General features: G+C 73.3%; 15 protein-coding genes. 8 read left to right on the forward strand and 7 right to left on the reverse strand.

Annotated features, from left to right (window positions below):
• Positions 1 to 114: 114 nt before the first annotated feature.
• Both MFF64_RS25670 and MFF64_RS25675 read left to right on the forward strand, forming a co-directional pair.
• Positions 115 to 765, forward strand: a complete 651-nt coding sequence (locus tag MFF64_RS25670) for a DUF1007 family protein (RefSeq protein WP_099901097.1) — start codon at positions 115 to 117, stop codon at positions 763 to 765.
• Positions 759 to 1,763, forward strand: coding sequence for a nickel/cobalt transporter (locus tag MFF64_RS25675; protein WP_238192752.1), 1,005 nt, complete (start codon positions 759 to 761; stop codon positions 1,761 to 1,763). The genes MFF64_RS25670 and MFF64_RS25675 overlap by 7 nt, the downstream gene beginning before the upstream one ends.
• A gap of 1 nt (position 1,764) precedes the next feature.
• On the opposite strand, the gene MFF64_RS25680 is transcribed toward MFF64_RS25675, so the two are convergent.
• Together MFF64_RS25680 and MFF64_RS25685 are read right to left on the reverse strand one after the other, a co-directional pair.
• Positions 1,765 to 2,673, reverse strand: a complete 909-nt coding sequence (locus tag MFF64_RS25680; protein ID WP_099905002.1) for an MBL fold metallo-hydrolase — start codon at positions 2,671 to 2,673, stop codon at positions 1,765 to 1,767.
• A 167-nt stretch (positions 2,674 to 2,840) separates the two neighbouring features.
• The gene (locus tag MFF64_RS25685) at positions 2,841 to 5,612 is read right to left on the reverse strand and encodes an ATP-binding cassette domain-containing protein (protein ID WP_099905000.1); all 2,772 of its coding nucleotides are present in this window, start codon (positions 5,610 to 5,612) and stop codon (positions 2,841 to 2,843) included.
• A gap of 394 nt (positions 5,613 to 6,006) precedes the next feature.
• Between MFF64_RS25685 and MFF64_RS25690 the strand changes: the two genes are divergently transcribed.
• Positions 6,007 to 6,249, forward strand: coding sequence for a hypothetical protein (locus MFF64_RS25690; protein WP_099904998.1), 243 nt, complete (start codon positions 6,007 to 6,009; stop codon positions 6,247 to 6,249).
• A gap of 99 nt (positions 6,250 to 6,348) precedes the next feature.
• The gene (locus MFF64_RS25695) at positions 6,349 to 7,047 is read left to right on the forward strand and encodes a carbonic anhydrase (protein WP_238192754.1); all 699 of its coding nucleotides are present in this window, start codon (positions 6,349 to 6,351) and stop codon (positions 7,045 to 7,047) included.
• A 71-nt stretch (positions 7,048 to 7,118) separates the two neighbouring features.
• On the opposite strand, the gene MFF64_RS25700 is transcribed toward MFF64_RS25695, so the two are convergent.
• Positions 7,119 to 7,676: a DUF2239 family protein gene (locus tag MFF64_RS25700; protein WP_099903897.1), complete on the reverse strand. Its 558-nt coding sequence runs from the start codon at positions 7,674 to 7,676 to the stop codon at positions 7,119 to 7,121.
• A gap of 169 nt (positions 7,677 to 7,845) precedes the next feature.
• Between MFF64_RS25700 and MFF64_RS25705 the strand changes: the two genes are divergently transcribed.
• From MFF64_RS25705 to MFF64_RS25715, 3 genes are all read left to right on the forward strand, one after another.
• Positions 7,846 to 9,261, forward strand: coding sequence for a DHA2 family efflux MFS transporter permease subunit (locus tag MFF64_RS25705; RefSeq protein ID WP_099903895.1), 1,416 nt, complete (start codon positions 7,846 to 7,848; stop codon positions 9,259 to 9,261).
• A gap of 146 nt (positions 9,262 to 9,407) precedes the next feature.
• Complete coding sequence (locus MFF64_RS25710) at positions 9,408 to 9,737, forward strand: hypothetical protein (protein ID WP_099903893.1); 330 nt, start codon at positions 9,408 to 9,410, stop codon at positions 9,735 to 9,737.
• A 14-nt stretch (positions 9,738 to 9,751) separates the two neighbouring features.
• A complete protein-coding gene (locus tag MFF64_RS25715) occupies positions 9,752 to 10,384 on the forward strand; it encodes a DapH/DapD/GlmU-related protein (protein WP_099903891.1) in 633 nt (210 codons plus the stop codon).
• Here the strand turns inward: MFF64_RS25715 and MFF64_RS25720 are convergent.
• The 4 genes from MFF64_RS25720 to MFF64_RS25735 form a co-directional block, all read right to left on the reverse strand.
• Entirely contained in the window at positions 10,377 to 11,789 is a 1,413-nt protein-coding gene (locus MFF64_RS25720; protein ID WP_238192755.1) for an adenylate/guanylate cyclase domain-containing protein, read from the reverse strand. The genes MFF64_RS25715 and MFF64_RS25720 overlap by 8 nt on opposite strands.
• 274 nt (positions 11,790 to 12,063) lie before the next feature.
• Positions 12,064 to 12,471, reverse strand: coding sequence for a GNAT family N-acetyltransferase (locus MFF64_RS25725; RefSeq protein ID WP_099904025.1), 408 nt, complete (start codon positions 12,469 to 12,471; stop codon positions 12,064 to 12,066).
• Positions 12,472 to 12,530: 59 nt separating this feature from the next.
• Positions 12,531 to 13,823 (reverse strand): 2-oxo acid dehydrogenase subunit E2, encoded by a 1,293-nt coding sequence (locus MFF64_RS25730; protein WP_099904021.1) that lies wholly within the window; start codon positions 13,821 to 13,823, stop codon positions 12,531 to 12,533.
• Between the two features lie 121 nt (positions 13,824 to 13,944).
• The gene (locus MFF64_RS25735) at positions 13,945 to 15,057 is read right to left on the reverse strand and encodes a DUF2336 domain-containing protein (protein WP_238192756.1); all 1,113 of its coding nucleotides are present in this window, start codon (positions 15,055 to 15,057) and stop codon (positions 13,945 to 13,947) included.
• Between the two features lie 287 nt (positions 15,058 to 15,344).
• On the opposite strand from MFF64_RS25735, the gene MFF64_RS25740 reads away from it, so the two are divergent.
• Entirely contained in the window at positions 15,345 to 15,563 is a 219-nt protein-coding gene (locus tag MFF64_RS25740; protein ID WP_099901617.1) for a hypothetical protein, read from the forward strand.
• Positions 15,564 to 15,569 lie beyond the last annotated feature (6 nt).

Raw genomic sequence — 15,569 nt, forward strand, 5'->3', positions numbered from 1 at the left:
GAGCCGCCCGCCCCGTTCCCGCCGCAATGCGGCGGGACCAGTGCGCAACTGGCGGCGCCGAGCGCCGACCGTCGGTTCACCACGAGGGGCGAGCGTCGCCGAAGGACAATCGACATGCCGCGCTCTTTCCGTCCCCTCGCTCGTCTCGTCCTCGCCGGGGCCGCGCTCGCGGCGGCGACGCCGGCCCTTGCCCATCCGCATGTCTGGATCACCACGAGGGCCGAGCTGGATTACGGGCCGGACGGGGCCTTGCGGGCGGTGCGGCACGCCTGGACCTTCGATCCGACCTATTCCGCCTTCGCGGTCCAGGGCCTCGGCCAGTCGCCGACCGGGCCGGTGAACCCGGCCGCGCTGGCGGCGCTCGCGCGCGACAATGCCGAGAACCTCGCCGAGCAGGGCTACTTCACGCTGTTGAAGGTCGACGGCCGCAAGCAGGACTTCGGCACCGCGACCGATCCGGCGATGACCTTCACGGACGGGCAGCTCACCCTGCGCTTCACCCTGCCGCTCAAGGCGCCGGTGGCCGGCACCGCCTCGCTCGAGGTCTTCGACCCGACCTACTTCGTCGCCTTCAGCCTCGCCGACGGCGACGGGTTCGCGACGCTCGCCGGCGCCCCGGCCGGCTGCCGCGCCACCGCCCACCGGCCGAAGAACTCGGGCCCGGCCCCCGCCGCCACCGGCATGTCGGAAGCATTCTTCGAGGCGATGACCGCCGCCTCGACCTACGGGGTACAGTTCGCCAACCGGATCGTCGTCGCATGCTGAGCGCGCTCAGCCTCACCCCGCCCTCCCGCCGCCTCCAGCGCTTAGGCCTCGCGGCCCTCGCGGTCCTGGCCGCGGCCGCATTGCTGGCGGCCCTGCTCGGGCTCCTGGCGCCGGGCTTCCGGGCGCCGCCGCGCTCGCCCTTCGGCATCGGCTTTCGCGAGGCGGCCCCCACCGGTGCCACCAGCCTCGGGGCCTGGCTCCTCGCCATGCAGGCGGGCTTCTCCCGGGCGCTCCAGGCGGCGGTGTCGGCGGTCAAGGCCGGGCGGGACGGCACCCTGACGCTCATCGGCCTCGGCTTCGCCTACGGGGTGCTGCACGCTGCCGGGCCCGGCCACGGCAAGGCGGTGATCGCCGGCTACCTGATGGCCGGCGAACGGGCCCTGACGCGCGGCTTCACCCTGAGCCTGCTCGCGGCTCTGCTCCAGGCGATCGTCGCCCTGGCGCTGGTCGGCGGCGGCGCGGCGCTGCTGCGTCTGACCGCCGCCGGCCTGAACCAGGCCGGCACCGTGATCGAGACCGCGAGCTTCGCCTGCGTGGCGCTCCTCGGGGCGGCGGTGACCTGGCGCAAGGCCGGGCAGCTCGCCCGGCTCCTCAACCGCGAGGCGGGCCCGGCCTGCGGGCCCGATTGCGGCCATGCGGGCCTGGCCGACGGGACCAGGGTGGAGCGCCTGGCGGGCTGGCGCGAGCAGGCCGGCGTGGTGCTGGCTGCCGGCACCCGGCCTTGCGCCGGCGCGGTGCTGGTGCTGGTCTTCGCCCTGTCACAGGGCATCCTGTGGGCCGGCGTCGCCGCCACCCTGGCGATGGCCCTCGGCACCGCTCTCACCACCGGGGTGCTGGCAGCGCTCGCGGTCTTCGCCAAGGCGCTGGCCCTCAGGCTCGCAGGCGGCCGCGGCCAGGGCGGCGCGATCGCGGTCGGCGTGCTGGAATTGTGGGCCGCCGCCTTCGTGCTGGTGCTGGGCGCCGGGCTGCTCTCCGGCTGGGCCGCCGCGGCGTTCTAGCTCAAGCCACCGCCGCGATCCGCGCGGCGCGCCGCCGTCGCGGGCTCGTCGCCGCGACGGCGGCGAAGCTGATCTCCTGGCGCTCGCGGGCCACGAAGGCGCCGGGCATGTCGGCCTGCATCTGGGTCTCCAGCTCGCGCAGCAGCGCGTCGGTGTGCTGGGGATAGAGGTGCACGATGGCGAGGCGCCCGACATTGCCGGCGCGGCACAGTTCGACGCCCTTCTGCCAGGTCGAGTGGCCCCAGCCGCGGCAGGCCGGGTACTCGCCCTGCGTGAACATGCCGTCATAGACCACGAGGTCCGCGCCGCGCACGAAGTCCAGCAGGGCCGGATCGGGCCAGGGCTCGGAATGTTCGAGGTCGCTGATGTAGCAGGCGGAGCGGCCGCCGTGGCGGAAGCGGTAGCCGGTGGCGCCCTGGGGATGTTCGAGCGGGATGGTGTCGACGACGGCGCCGTCCGGGAAGGTCAGGCTCTCGCCGGCCCGGAATCCGTGATGCACGAAGCGGGCGGGCAGCACGTCGAGGGTGATCGGGAAGAGCGGCGGAGAGAACAGCCGGCCGAGGGGCTCGGCGGCGCTCGCCCCGTCGAGGTTGCCGCACCAGGTGTGGATCTCGCGCGACGGGTCGAGGATCGCCGGCTTCATGAACGGCAGGCCGCCGACATGGTCGAGATGGAGGTGGCTCAGGAGCAGGTCGACCCGCTGGGGCAGCCGGTCGCGGTGATGGGCGCCGAACGCGTTGATGCCGGTGCCGGCATCGATCACGAACAGCCGCTCGCCGCACCGGACCTCGACGCAGGGGGTGTGCCCGCCGAATTCCACGAATTCCGGACCGGAGGCGCAGGTCGACCCCCGGACACCCCAGAACCGGAGCGTCAGGCCGGCTTCCATGAGAGGACCCCTCGTTGTCATGCCGGCGACCGTGATGGGGGTTGTGGGGGTTGGATGTGCGATGACGCACATGGCGAATGCTCCGGCCGATCGATCCGGCAAGACACTATGGTGGGCTGTGCACGAGAGATGTGCCTCACGAACGATGAGCGCAAGACGAAGGTTCCCCCGGACGGCCTAATCTGTCGTTAAGCGGGTGTGCTCGCGCACCGGCCCTGTGGATCCCGGCCTGTGGATTCCGCCGCATCCTGCCCGAGCGCGGCCGTCGCGGGAAGACCCACATCGGGGGCATCCGCGGGTGCGTCCGCCGGTGAATCGGGCGGTGAATCGGGGAGGCCGGTCCGCACCACCGTGGTGCGCTCGGCCCGCAGCACGAGGTCGAAGGGCGCCGCACGATCCGACCCGAACTGATCTGGCCGGCACTCGTCCGGCAGGCAGACCACGAGGCCGCGTCCGGCCCGGGCCGCCCGCAGACGCTCGATCCCGGCCATGATCTCGGACGCGCCGCGATCGTCGAGGGCGAGGCCGACCACCAGGATGTCGGGCCGGCGCACCAGGCAGCGGGCGAGGTCGATCGCCAGGCGCTCGAACGGCGTGAAGCCGTCGCGCCCGCCCAGGCCGCTGTCGGCCGCCCGCGGGTCGACCTGGCTCGCGAGCCCGAAGCGGTAGACCGTGCGCTCCAGGCCGCGCTCGCGCAGCACCGCCTGCATCAGGGCGCGCACGCGCGCTCCGGCCCCAGCCTCGGCCCCGGCGATCCGGCCGAACAGCAGGTTCTCCTCCAGGCTCGCCGCGGCGGTGACCCTGCCGGGGTCGTAGAACTCCACCGAGCCCTGGAGCGAGGCCGGCAGCAGGGCCGCGAAGGTGCGCCTCGCCGCGACCAGGCGCGCCTCCATCGCCTCGTCGATCAGGCCGAAGCGGTGCCGGGTCTCGCTGTAGCGCAGGCACAGGCCGATCAGCCGGGCGCGGTCGCGCTGGCCGGCGGGGCCGCGGCGCCAGCCCGAGGCCTCCGGCTGGCGCGCCACCAAGTCCTCGAAGAAGCCGCGCTCCCGGGCCGGGAAGAGCGAGAAGGCGTCGAAGAGCGGGTGGTCGTCCGGCAGGTCGGAGAAGATCTCGACGGTCGCCCGGGCGATGGCCAGCCCCATCTCGGTCATCGGCCGGGTCAGGCCCTCGGCCTCCAGCACCGCCCGGGTGAAGGGATGGCCGGCGAGCCGCGCCTCCGAGAAGGCCGAGCCGACCGGCGCCCCGAACAGGATGTTCTCGCCCACCGTCGCCTGGCGGTTGTAGCGGGCGGGATCGAACGGCTCGATCAGGTGGGCGACGTGATCGGCCTCCAGCGCCGTCCGCAGGGCGACCCGCGTCTCCACGATCGCGGCGGCGGTGACCGCGTCGAGCCGGCGCGGCAGCACGCTGGCGAGCCCCCGTCCATAGACCAGCCGGTCGAGCCCGGTGACCGACAGGGCCTCGACCAGACGCTCCTCCAGCTCGCCGGCATTCGGCGTGCTCGCGTCCGGGCTCGATCCGTCCGCGAAGGCGGGATCGCCGTAGAGCAGGTTCTGCAGCAGCGTGCCGGTCATCAGGACCGGCTCGGCCCCCGCATAGGCGATGCGCCGGGCCCGCTCCGCCGGATCGACCGAGCGCAGGTCGGTGCCCGCGTAGGTCACGGCCCCGGCGGTGGGCTCGAGCTGGCCGGCGATCAGTGCCGCCAGCACCCGCCCGCCGCTGCCGCGGTCGCCGAGGATCGCCACGTGGCTCGGCATCGGCAGGGTCAGGTCGAGGCCGATCAGCCGCTCGCCCGACGCCGGATCGTAGGCCGCGACGTTCGCGAGCACGATGGGACCACCGTCCGGCAGCGGCGCCGACTGGCTGCGCAGCCGGCGCGGGGCCCGGGCCCGTGCCTCCAGGGACGCGGTGGCGCGGGCGATCTCCCGGAAGGCGGGCAGGGCGGCGCGGCGTCGCCGGTTCTGGCGCAGGAAGGCGGCCACCGCGCTCGACGCCACGGCCAGCGCCCCCAGCACCGCCGACAGGCCGCCGGCACTCACCGGGGCGGCGGGCGCCGGCCCCTGCCAGAGCGCGGCGGCGAGCACGATGGTCGGCACCAGCACCGTCAGCGCGAGGGCAGGGGCGCGGGCGCGGGAGAGCTCGTCCTCGGTCGCCGTCAGCGCCCGGCGGGCCCGCTCCGCGACGTGGCCGAGGCGGGCATGCTCGAAGGCGACGGTGCCGTGGGCCCGCACCGCCGGCAGGCGCCGCACCAGGTCGGTGAGGCCGCGCTCCAGGGCGGCGCCCTCCAGCCGGCGCTGGTCGTCCCGGCGCTCGGTGCGGGCAATGAGGAGCTGGCGCGCGAGCGCCGCCGCCACCAGGCTGATGCCCGCCACCGCGACGAGGCGCGGCGCCACCGCCGCCGCGACCGCGAGCGTCACCAGCACGGCGCCAGCCGCCAGCGCCGGGACCAGGATGCCGACGGCGAGCAGCCCGTCGGCGGCGCGGATCGCCGTCCCGACCTGGCCGGCCAGCGCCCGCGCGTCGTCGCGGGCGGCCGGCCCGGAGCGCAGGATCGCGTCCTCGGCCAGCTCCCGCAGGCGGCGCACCGCTTCGGCCTGCGCCGTCACGCAGAGCCGCGCCACCCCCCAGCCGAGGAGCGCGAGGCCCAAGGCGACGCCGATCAGGCAGCCCAGCGCCCACAGGGTGAGGGCGCTCTCGGCCAGCGGCCAGCCGGGCAGCAGCACCAGGCCGCGGCCGCCCAGTCGCTCCGCCAGGCGCTCCGGCAGCGGCACGACGAGATGGAGGAAGTGGATCGGCCCGCGCCCGGGCTCGGCCAGCGCCAGCAACTCGTCGACGAGGTCGCGCAGGGCGAGCAGCCCGAGCCCGACCAGCGGCCCGCCGAGTCCGAGGGCGACCGCGATGGCGGCGGCGTGCCGGCGCTTGGCGCTGCGCCAGGCGAAGACGATCGGATCGCGGTCCATCAGAGCGGGCGACGGGACCGGGGGGAGGGGGCGCCCGGGGGCAGCGCCGGTCCGGTGCGCGGGGGCAGGCCCGGGGGCCGTCTCGCGATGGTGACCATGGGCCTCCTCGATGTTGCGCGAGGTATGGGCCGCGGGGGCCGGAGCGGTCAAGCCGGGCGCGCGGACGTCCTCGCTTGCCGGTTCATCCATCGGTCGGAGTGCCCTCGTCCAGCACGGACGTGCGAAACCGCACCCGGTCGCATTGTTCGTGGGATTATATTTCGAGTTCCGTACGGGTGCGTGTTCGCACATCGCGAAAATGATATTTCTGACAATCTCATTTTATCGCTCGGCAAGACAATTTACGGTCTGCCAATACAATAGATCGGGAGAGAATGACGTCACGACAACGACCGTGGTCGCGACCGTTCTGGCCGCCGCCCTCGCCCCGCCGGTCGCCGCGCAGGCCGGAGGCGGCGAGGGCAGCCGCCAGGCCGCCGGCGGCGGGTTCATGAGAAGCGACATCGCCAGCCCCTACCACGACTCCCGTTCGCGGGTGTCGCAGCGGGAAGGCGCCGGCCAGATCCAGGGTCGGCCGATGGTCGCGGAGCGCGGCAACGGCGTCGAGCGCGGAGGCCGCTGGGCCGTCGGCCGGTAAACGAAGCACCTCTCCTCCCCACGAGGCAGCAGCCACAAGTGGGAGGGGAAAGCGCGTGATCAACAAAATTTCGTGTCATCTTCCAAGATAGGACCCCTCGTGGACAGCAGCATCATCCAGGGCATCTCCACCTTCCGCGGCAGCGTCTTTCCTGGGCAGCAGCGGATGTACGAGCGCCTCGTGCGCGACGGGCAGCAGCCGAAGGCCCTGATCATCGCCTGCGCCGATTCCCGCGTTTCGCCCGAGCACATCACTCAGGCCGGTCCGGGCGAGCTGTTCGTCTGCCGCAACGCCGGCAACATCGTGCCGCCCTTCTCGCAGATGAATGGCGGCGTCTCCTCGGCGATCGAATACGCGGTGGTGGCGCTCGGCGTGCGCGACGTCGTGGTCTGCGGCCACTCGGATTGCGGCGCGATGAAGGGGCTGATGCAGCCAGGCGCGCTGAAGGACATGCCGAACGTCGCCGCCTGGCTGCGCCACAGCCACGCCGCCGACCGCATCGTCTGCGAGGCTTATCCGGACGACATCGACCCGAAGGACCGCCTGCGGGCGCTGGCCCTCGAGAACGTGGTGGTGCAGCTCGCCCATCTGCGCACCCATCCGAGCGTGGCGGCGGCCCTCGCCAGGGGCGGGCTCTCGCTGCACGGCTGGTTCTTCGAGATCGAGACCGGCACGCTCCACGCCTATGACGGGACGCGCTTCGTGCCGCTCACCGACGAGGCAGCCCTGCCGGTGGCGGAGGTCTCCACGCCCCGGCGCGCGGCGGCCGACCTCCCGGTGCGGGTGGCGGCCGAGTGAGGCGCTGAGGCGGGCCCGCTCCTCCGAGACAGGCTCGGAGAAGCGGGCCTGCTCCGGCCCGCGGACGATGTCTACGCCGTCTCGCCCTCAAAGGCCGGGCCGGCCAGACGGCGTGCGTGGTCGCGCAGATCCACCGGCCAATCCTCGCTCAAGGTCTGGAAGCGGTCCGCATCGCCCGCATAGAGGGCGCGAGACGCCTCTTCGTAGCCGGGGGCGTCGCCGAGCATCGCCCCCATGAAGCGATCAGCCGCTTCCTGGGCCAGGCGCCGCCGCTCTCCGCCCGAGTCGGCGCTGCGCGCCGCCTCGACGAGCTTGCGCAGCGCGACCGAGGCGCCGCCGGGCTGCGCGGCGAGCCAGTCCCAGTGCCGCGGCAGCAGGGTGACCTCACGGGCCACGACCCCGAGCTTCGGGCGTCCCGCCGGGCGGGCGGGCGGATCCAGCCGCGCCGTCACCTCGGCGTCGCTGCCGCGCAGGTCGAAGTCGATCTGCCGGCCGGAGCGGTCATCGAAGACGAGCGGGCTGATGCCGCGCTCGGCCGCGCGCTTGACGGCCAGGGCCACGGCGGCGGCCGGGCCGGCGGCCAGGCGCCGTCCGCCCTCGAAGGCGGTGCAGGTGAAGGGTTCGTCCATGGTGGAGTTCCGGGCTCGATGGATGACAAGCCTTTTACCCGGATAAAATACCCGGTCAATAACACCCGGGTAAAATCACCCGCGAATCAGCACATCCCCGCGCCCCGCGCGGGCGAGCCCCCGCCGATTCGCGCTTCCGGTATGCTGCCCGGGCGCTAGATACGGCGCCATGCGCCAAGCCCGGATCGTCCCCCTCGTCGTCGCGACGGCCCTGTTCATGGAGAACACGGACTCGACCGTGCTCGCGACGTCGCTGCCGGCGATCGCCGCGGATATGGGCGAGGACCCGATCGCCCTGAAGCTGGCCCTGACCTCCTACCTGGTCAGCCTGGCGATCTTCATCCCGATCAGCGGCTGGGCTGCCGACCGCTACGGCGCCCGCACGGTGTTCCGCTGGGCGCTCGCGGTGTTCATGGCCGGGTCGCTCGCCTGCGCGGCGGCCAATTCCCTCGGCTGGTTCGTCGCCGCCCGCTTCCTGCAGGGGATGGGCGGGGCGATGATGGTGCCGGTCGGGCGACTCGTCCTCCTGCGCAGCGTGCCGAAGGGCGAACTGGTCCAGGCGCTCGCCACCCTCACCATCCCGGCCCTCGTCGGCCCGGTGATCGGCCCGCCGCTCGGCGGACTCATCACCACGGCTCTGCACTGGCGCTGGATCTTCTTCATCAACCTGCCAATCGGGCTCGCCGGCATCCTGCTCGCCACCCGATACTTCCAGGACATCAAGGAGGAGGCGCGCCCGCCCCTCGACCTCGTCGGCTTCGTCCTCTCAGGCGTCGGGCTCGCGAGCCTGATGCTTGGCCTCGCCTCGAGCGGGCGCCACTTGCTGCCGGAGGCCGTGTCCTGGGCCTGCACCGGCGCCGGCATCGTGCTGTGCGGGCTCTACCTCGCCCATAGCGGCCGGATCGCGCATCCGGTGATCCGCCTCGACCTCCTGCGCTATCCGACCTTCCGGGCGGCGGTGCTCGGCGGCAGCCTGTTTCGCATCGGCACCGGGGCGATCCCCTTCCTGCTCCCCCTGATGCTGCAGCTCGGCTTCGGGCTCGACCCGCTGCATTCGGGCCTCATCACCTTCGCGGCCGCCGCCGGCGCGCTGTTCATGAAGACCATCGCCGCCCGCATCCTGCGCGCCTTCGGCTTCCGGGCGGTGCTGACCCTCAACGCGGTGGTCGCGGCGGCCCTACTCGCCGTCAACGGCCTGTTCACGGCGGGCACGCCGCACGCCCTCATCATCGCGGTGCTGCTGATCGGCGGCTGCTTCCGCTCGCTGCAATTCACCGCCGTCAACGCCATCGCCTATGCCGACGTCGACCCGCGCGACATGAGCGCGGCGACGAGCCTCGCCAGCGTGGCGCAGCAGCTCTCCTTGAGCATCGGGGTCGCCTTCGGCGCCTTCGCGCTCCAGAGCGCCGCCGAGTGGCACGGCCGCACCGAGATCCGGGCGGAGGATTTCTGGCCCGCCTTCCTGGCGGTGGCGATCGTCTCCGGGCTGTCGACCCTGTCGTTCCGCCGCCTCGCCCCGGAGGCCGGCGCCGAGGTCTCGGGCCACCGCATCGTCCAGGTGAAGCCCGCCGCCGACGCGACGTGAGTCACCCTGAAGGAATCCTGCGGCCACGCTTCAGCCGCCATTCAGCGTGACGGTGCGATACCTGAACCATCGAGCACGGACGGATCACGATGCCGGTTCCGGTGCTCGCGAAGTCTCGTTCCACCTTTACGTCATGGGGATCTGCCATGAAGCGCATCGCATCCGTCTGCGTGGCCGCGGCGACCTTGGCGAGCGTGACCCTGGCCGGCGCCGCTCCGGCCGAGGCGCGCTGGCGGGCCGGGCCGGCCTTCGCGCTTGGCGCGGTCGGCGGCCTCGCCCTCGGCAGCGCGATCGCCGCCGGCGCGCGCCCGGCCTACGGCTATGCCCCTGCTCCGGCCTACGGCTACACGCCGGTCTATGGTGGGCCCGCCTACGGCTACGCCCCGGCCTACGGACCGGACTGCTACACCGTCCGCCGCCGGATGGTTGACGAATTCGGCGACGTCTACATCCGCCGGGTGCGCGTCTGCGACTGAGCGGAAGGGACCGCGTGACGGTCGTGAGCCTGCTCGTCCGTCACATCCGGGCTTTCCCCGCCTCGGCCCTCGCCGATCTCGCGAGCGAGCCGCCCTGGGCGCTCACCCAGGCGGCGGGGGACATCGTCCGCCGGCTCCTCGCCCGCCTCGGCGAGGACTTTGTCATCGCCGAGGCGGTGGCGGTGCATCGCAGCGCCAAGGTCGAGCCCGGCGCGGTGCTCAAGGGCCCGCTCATCGTCGGGCCGCATTGCTTCATCGGCCACGGTGCCACCTTGAGGGGCGGCGCCTGGCTGGATGAGGCCTGCACGGTCGGGCCGGGGTCGGAGCTGAAGGCCTCGTTCCTGTTCGCCGGCACGGCGCTCGCCCATTTCAACTTCGTCGGCGAGAGCGTGATCGGCCGGGGCGTGAACCTCGAGGCCGGGGCCGTCATCGCCAATCACCGCAACGAATGGCCGGGCGCCACGGTGGCGTTCCGGCACGGCGACGCGCTGATCGACACGGGTTGTCCCAAGTTCGGCGCCCTCGTCGGGGACGGCGCCCGGCTCGGCGCCAACGCCGTGGTGGCCCCGGGCGCGATCCTAGGCCCTGGCACGGTGGTGCCGCGCCTCGGCCTCGTCGACCAGGGCGTCCCGCCGGATCTCAGATGAATTCGTGAACCGGCACCGGCTCGCCGATGCCGCGCAGGGACCGCAGCTCGGCCCGGGACGAGACCCCGTTCTCGGCGAGGTGGCGTGCGGCCTCCGCGTAGCGCAGGACCGCGTCGGTGGCGAAGATGCCGCCGCTACTCGCGAGCTGCTGCACCCGCGCCGCCACGTTCACGGTCTGCCCGAAATAGTCCTGGCGGTCGTTGAGGCTCACCGCCAGGCAGGGCCCCTCGTGCAGCCCGATCTTGAGCACGAGGTCGCCGGCCCCGCGCTCGGCGTTCAGTCCTTGCATCGCCGCCCGCATGCGGAGCGCCGCCGCCACCGCCCGGTGCGGCGCCGGGAAGGTCGCCATCACGGCGTCGCCGATCGTCTTGACCACCGCCCCGCCCTCGGCGGCGACGATCTCGTGCAGGATCCTGAAATGCGCCCGCACCAGGTCGTAGGCGACGAGGTCGCCGACCCGGGCGTAGAGCTCGGTCGAGCCCTTCAGGTCGGTGAACAGGAAGGTCAGGCTCAGGATCTTGAGCCGCTGATCGATGTCGAGCGTGTCGGTGCGGTAGAGATCGCGAAAGGTCTGGTTGCTGAGAAGGCGCTTGGCGGTGAGGAAGGGCCGCCGCCCGCCGAGCAGCGCCTCGAGATCCGGCCCGATCCGGAAGACCGCCGGCAGCACCCGCCCGTTGGTCCGGTTGTCGAGGGAGAGGCGCAGGGGGCCCGGGCGGAACGTGCTGTGCCCGGCGCTCGCCCGCGCCGTGTCGAAGACCAGGGCGAGGTCCTGGCGCTCCTGCGTCGGCTCGCCCTCGACCGTGAGGTTGTGGGCGGCGTGGGTGACGGGATCGAGCACGATCAGCGGCTCGGGCCCGAGCTGCAACGCCAGGATCATCCGCTCGCCGGCGCGCAGCTCCACCGTTTCGACGAGGGCCCGCTGCGCCAGCGCCGCGAGGTCCGCCGGCTCCGGGAAGGCGAGGCCGGAGCCGAAGAAGACCTGGCGCTGGTAGTCCCAGAAGCCGAGCCCGTCGGGATCGTGTGCGGCGATGCGCCGGATCCGGGGGCTCACCATGAACGTCACCTCGACCGTGTCGTCGAGGACCGGCTCGCTGTCGAGGGCGCAGAAGGCGCAGTGATAGCCCGACGGCCGCACGCCGCGCAGGCTCGCCGGCGCCTCGATCACGCCGCCGCAGCTCGGGCACAGCACGTTCCAGGCCATCTCGACCAGGCCGAGCCGTGCGCCGTGCAGGAGCGCGGCGATCACCGGCTCGTCGTCGAGGCCGGCTTGCGCGGCGAGGTGTACGGCGTTGATCCGCGCCAGATCCGCGTCGGAGCCGTGCCGGAGCAGGTGCTCCACCGCCCGGGCGGCCTCGGGCTCGGCGGCCCGGTGGAGTGCGGCGAGGAGGGCGTCGCTCTCGTCCATGGGAGGAGCTTAGACCCGGGGTGGGATGCTGGCAATGACGCGGTATGGCTCCCGCCGGCATTTCGAAGTCAAGCGCACCTCTCCTCCTCCGTGTGGGAGGGGGCTGGGGGGTGCGGGTGACACGCCTCCGTGTAAAGCGCCAACCGTTGTGCTGACGGCGGAGAGGCCTGAGCTCGACTCAGAACCGTAGCACCCTCACCCCCTAACCCTCTCCCACACGGGAGAGAGGATCCCGCGACTTCTTGTTACTGGCGAGATCCGATCTGAAATCGCGTCACTCCTGCCGACCGAGCGTCGCCAGCGCCTCCCCGTCCAGCCGGAAGAACACCTTGTCGGGTTTCGGCGCCGCCCCGAGTTCTCGATAGAACGCCAGGAGTCGGGGCTGCCCGGCATCCGCCGTCCAGTCGACCCGCTTCAGGCCGCGCGCCACCGCTTCCGCTGCCACCGCCCGCACCAGGGCGCGGCCGTGGCCGGTGCCGCGATGTGCGGCGCCGACGAACAGCTCCTTCAGGAACAGCCCACCCGCCAGGCCCGGGCCGGGATAGATCGCCGAGAAGGCCGCGAAGCCGGCGAGATCCGCGCCGTCCTCCGCCACCAGGATCTCGGTGCCCGCCGGGCGCCCGGCGACCGCGGCCTCGATCTCTCCTCGAGGCGGGCACAGCCCGCCGTAATAGGCCTGCATCTCCTCGAACAGCCGCGCCAGGGCCGGGTGATCGGCATCGACGGCGGTCCGGATCCGGATCACAGCGCCCCCCGGCGCAGGTCGGTCAGCACCGCGGCGAGGTGGGAGAGGAAGCGGGCCGCCGCGGCGCCGTCCACCGCCCGGTGGTCCCAGGACAGGCTCAAGGGCAGGATCAGCCGGGGCTGGAAGGTGCTGCCGTCCCAGACCGGCTCGATGCGCGAGCGCGCCGCCCCCAGGATCGCCACCTCGGGCGCGTTGATGATCGGCGTGAAGCCGTCGCCACCGATGCCGCCGAGGGACGAGACCGAGAAGCCGCCGCCCTGCATGGCGGAGGGCGGCAGGGTGCCGGACCGGGCCTGCTCGGCCAGCTCCCCCATCTCCTGGGCGATCTCGACGAGGCCCTTGCGGTCGCAGTCGCGCACCACCGGCACCAGGAGGCCGCGCGGCGTGTCGACCGCGAAACCGACATGGACGTAGTCCTTCAGGATCAGGCCGTCGCCGTCGAGCGCCGCGTTGAAGCGCGGATAGGCCCGGAGCGCCGCCGCGGCGGCCTTGATCAGGATCGCCACCATCGTGACCTTGTGGCTGCCTGGCCGGCCGGCACCGTTCAGCTCGCGGCGCAGGGCCTCGGTCTCAGTCACGTCGGCGTGGTCGAAATTGGTGACGTGCGGGATCGTCAGCCAGTTGCGGGTCAGCGCCTGGCCGGAGATCTGCTGGATGCGCGACAGGGAGTCCCGCCGCACCGGGCCGAACTTGCCGTGATCGACCTGCGGCCAAGCCGGCAGGCCGGCGCCGATCCCGGAGGTTGGGGTAGGCGAGGAGCTGGCCGCCGGTACCGCGGCGGGGGAGGGGGACGGTGCTGCCATCTGGCCGCGGACGAAGGCCAGCACGTCCTCGCGCAGGATGCGCCCCTGCGGGCCGGTGCCGGGGATCCCCGCGAGATCGACGCCGAGCTCGCGCGCATAGGCGCGCACGGAGGGCGTGGCGTGGGTGTCGGACGCGGCGGGGGGCACAGCCGCCGGGGCCACCGCCGCCGGGGTCGGATTCACCACCGGGGCGGCTTCGGGAGCGGGCTGCGGTGCGGCAGCCGGCGGGGGTGCGGCGCCCTCGCCGGAGGTATCGACCGTCAGGATCGGCGTTCCCTTCGACACCCGGATCCCCGGTGCCACCAGGATCTCCGCCACCACGCCCGCCACCGGCGAGGGAACCTCCATGGTGGCCTTGTCGGATTCGATGCTGATCAGGAGGTCATCGACGGCGATCCGGTCCCCCGGCTTGACCAGGATCTCGACCACCGGAACGTCCTTGAAGTCGCCGATATCGGGCAGGGCGACCGGCAGGCTGGCACTCACGAGGTCCTCCGCGACGTTTCTCGTTGTCCGTCGCACATCACGCCTCCGCGAGGCGGCGCGGCGTCCGGGACGCCACGCCTAGACCATTTCGCCACAAGGGGAAACGGTCGCGTCTGCGGCCCTAGCGGGCCTTGCGGGTCCGCTCCGGCAGGGCCGGGCGCTGGGCCGGTGCGGCGGCCGGGCGCAGGCGCGGCGAAGCCGGGCCGTGGGCCGGGCGGTGCTGCTCGGGGGTGGCGCTGCGCGCGGTCGGCTCGCCGCCAAGGATCGAGGCGACGAGATCGCGGGCGGTGGCGGCGTCCATGGCGCGAAACAGCTCGGTCAGGCCGAACACCGCCTCGACCGAACGGGCGATCGAGGGATCGAGGCGCAGGAAGATGAACACCGCCTCCTCCTCGGCGAGGTCGGCGGCGCGCAAGGCCAGGGCCAGGAGGTCGCGCCGTTCCGGTTCGGTGGCGCGGAAGCTCACCCCCGGCATGCCGAGCGCCTCGCCGAGCGCCACCTCGAACCGCTCCGGCTCGCCGCGGGCGGCGAAGGCGGTGAGCGCCGCGCCGGCGGCGCGCATGCCGGCCCGGCCCTGCGGCCGCAGGGCCGCGCGGGCAGCGACGCCGTCGCGGATCGCCGCCCGGCGCTCGCGGCTGGCTTGCAGGTAGAGCGGCGCGAGGTCGACTGCCGGCAGGTCGTCGCGGGCGAGCAGCAGGGCAGCCAGCTCCGGCCGCCGACGCGCCCGCTCCACCAGCCGCTCCAGGGCAGGGCCGGCCAGCGGCGCCGTCGTGTTGCGGGCGAGCGCCAGGTCCACATCCGGCTCGTCGCGCTGGCTCAGTTCGTCGACGAGCGCCCGGCCGAGGTCGTGCCGCAGGGCGATGACGGCGTCGAGCTCCGGCCCGTTGCCGGCGGCGTCGAGCAGCTCCGTCGACAGGACCGGGCTGAGCGCCAGCACCGCGTCGCGGGCGCCGCCGCCATGGGCCGCCAGCAGCGTCAGCACGCTCTGGGGCGTGTCGGCGAGCGGCGCGAGCTTCTGGGCGACGATCTCGGCGGTGGCGGAATCGACCGTCGGGATCAGCCCGCAGGCCAGGGATTCGAAGGCCCGGATCGTCGCGACGTCCCGCACGGGCGCGGCGCGGAACAGGTCCGTCTGCACCCGCAGCAGGACCGGTTTCATGTCGAGACGCCGGTCTCGCGCGAGGTCGAGGAGGCCGGAGAGGTCCGGCGGGGCGTCGGCGGCGGAGCGGGCCATGGGCGATCGGGTACGCAGGACTGGAGACGATCCCGAGAATGCGAGGGCTTGCGTAAAGCGACGCTTAAGGCTGCGGGCAGCCACCCGATCCCGGCCTGGGGACAGCGGGGATCGTGCGCCGGCCCGGTCACCGATGGTTTACGCCGCGGGCCGGCGGGCGCCTTGGACGCGGCAGGTCGGGGGCGCCTCGGAAACAGTCCATTAACCATGTGCGTGGTTTCGTCCCGCTCGTGAGGTCGCGATGGGCGGCAGTCCCGGAGGGACGTGACGGAGGCGGGAGAGCACACATGGTCGGCCTACAGCGGCGTCCCTCGGCGGACATCATCCCGTTCCCCGTTGCCTGCCCGGCGGCGCGACCGGACACGGTCGCCGGCGGTTCGGCCGATTCCCAGTCGGCGGACGCGGTCCGCGGCACGATTCTGCTGTTCACGGGAGTGCGCTATGAGAGGCTGCCCGATCCCGCCGAGCCCGGCCTGCCCGCGCCCGAGCGGCGCTGCCGGCGCTGAGGCCCC

The sequence above is a fragment of the Methylobacterium frigidaeris genome (assembly GCF_022179185.1).
Classification (GTDB): Bacteria; Pseudomonadota; Alphaproteobacteria; order Rhizobiales; family Beijerinckiaceae; genus Methylobacterium; species Methylobacterium frigidaeris.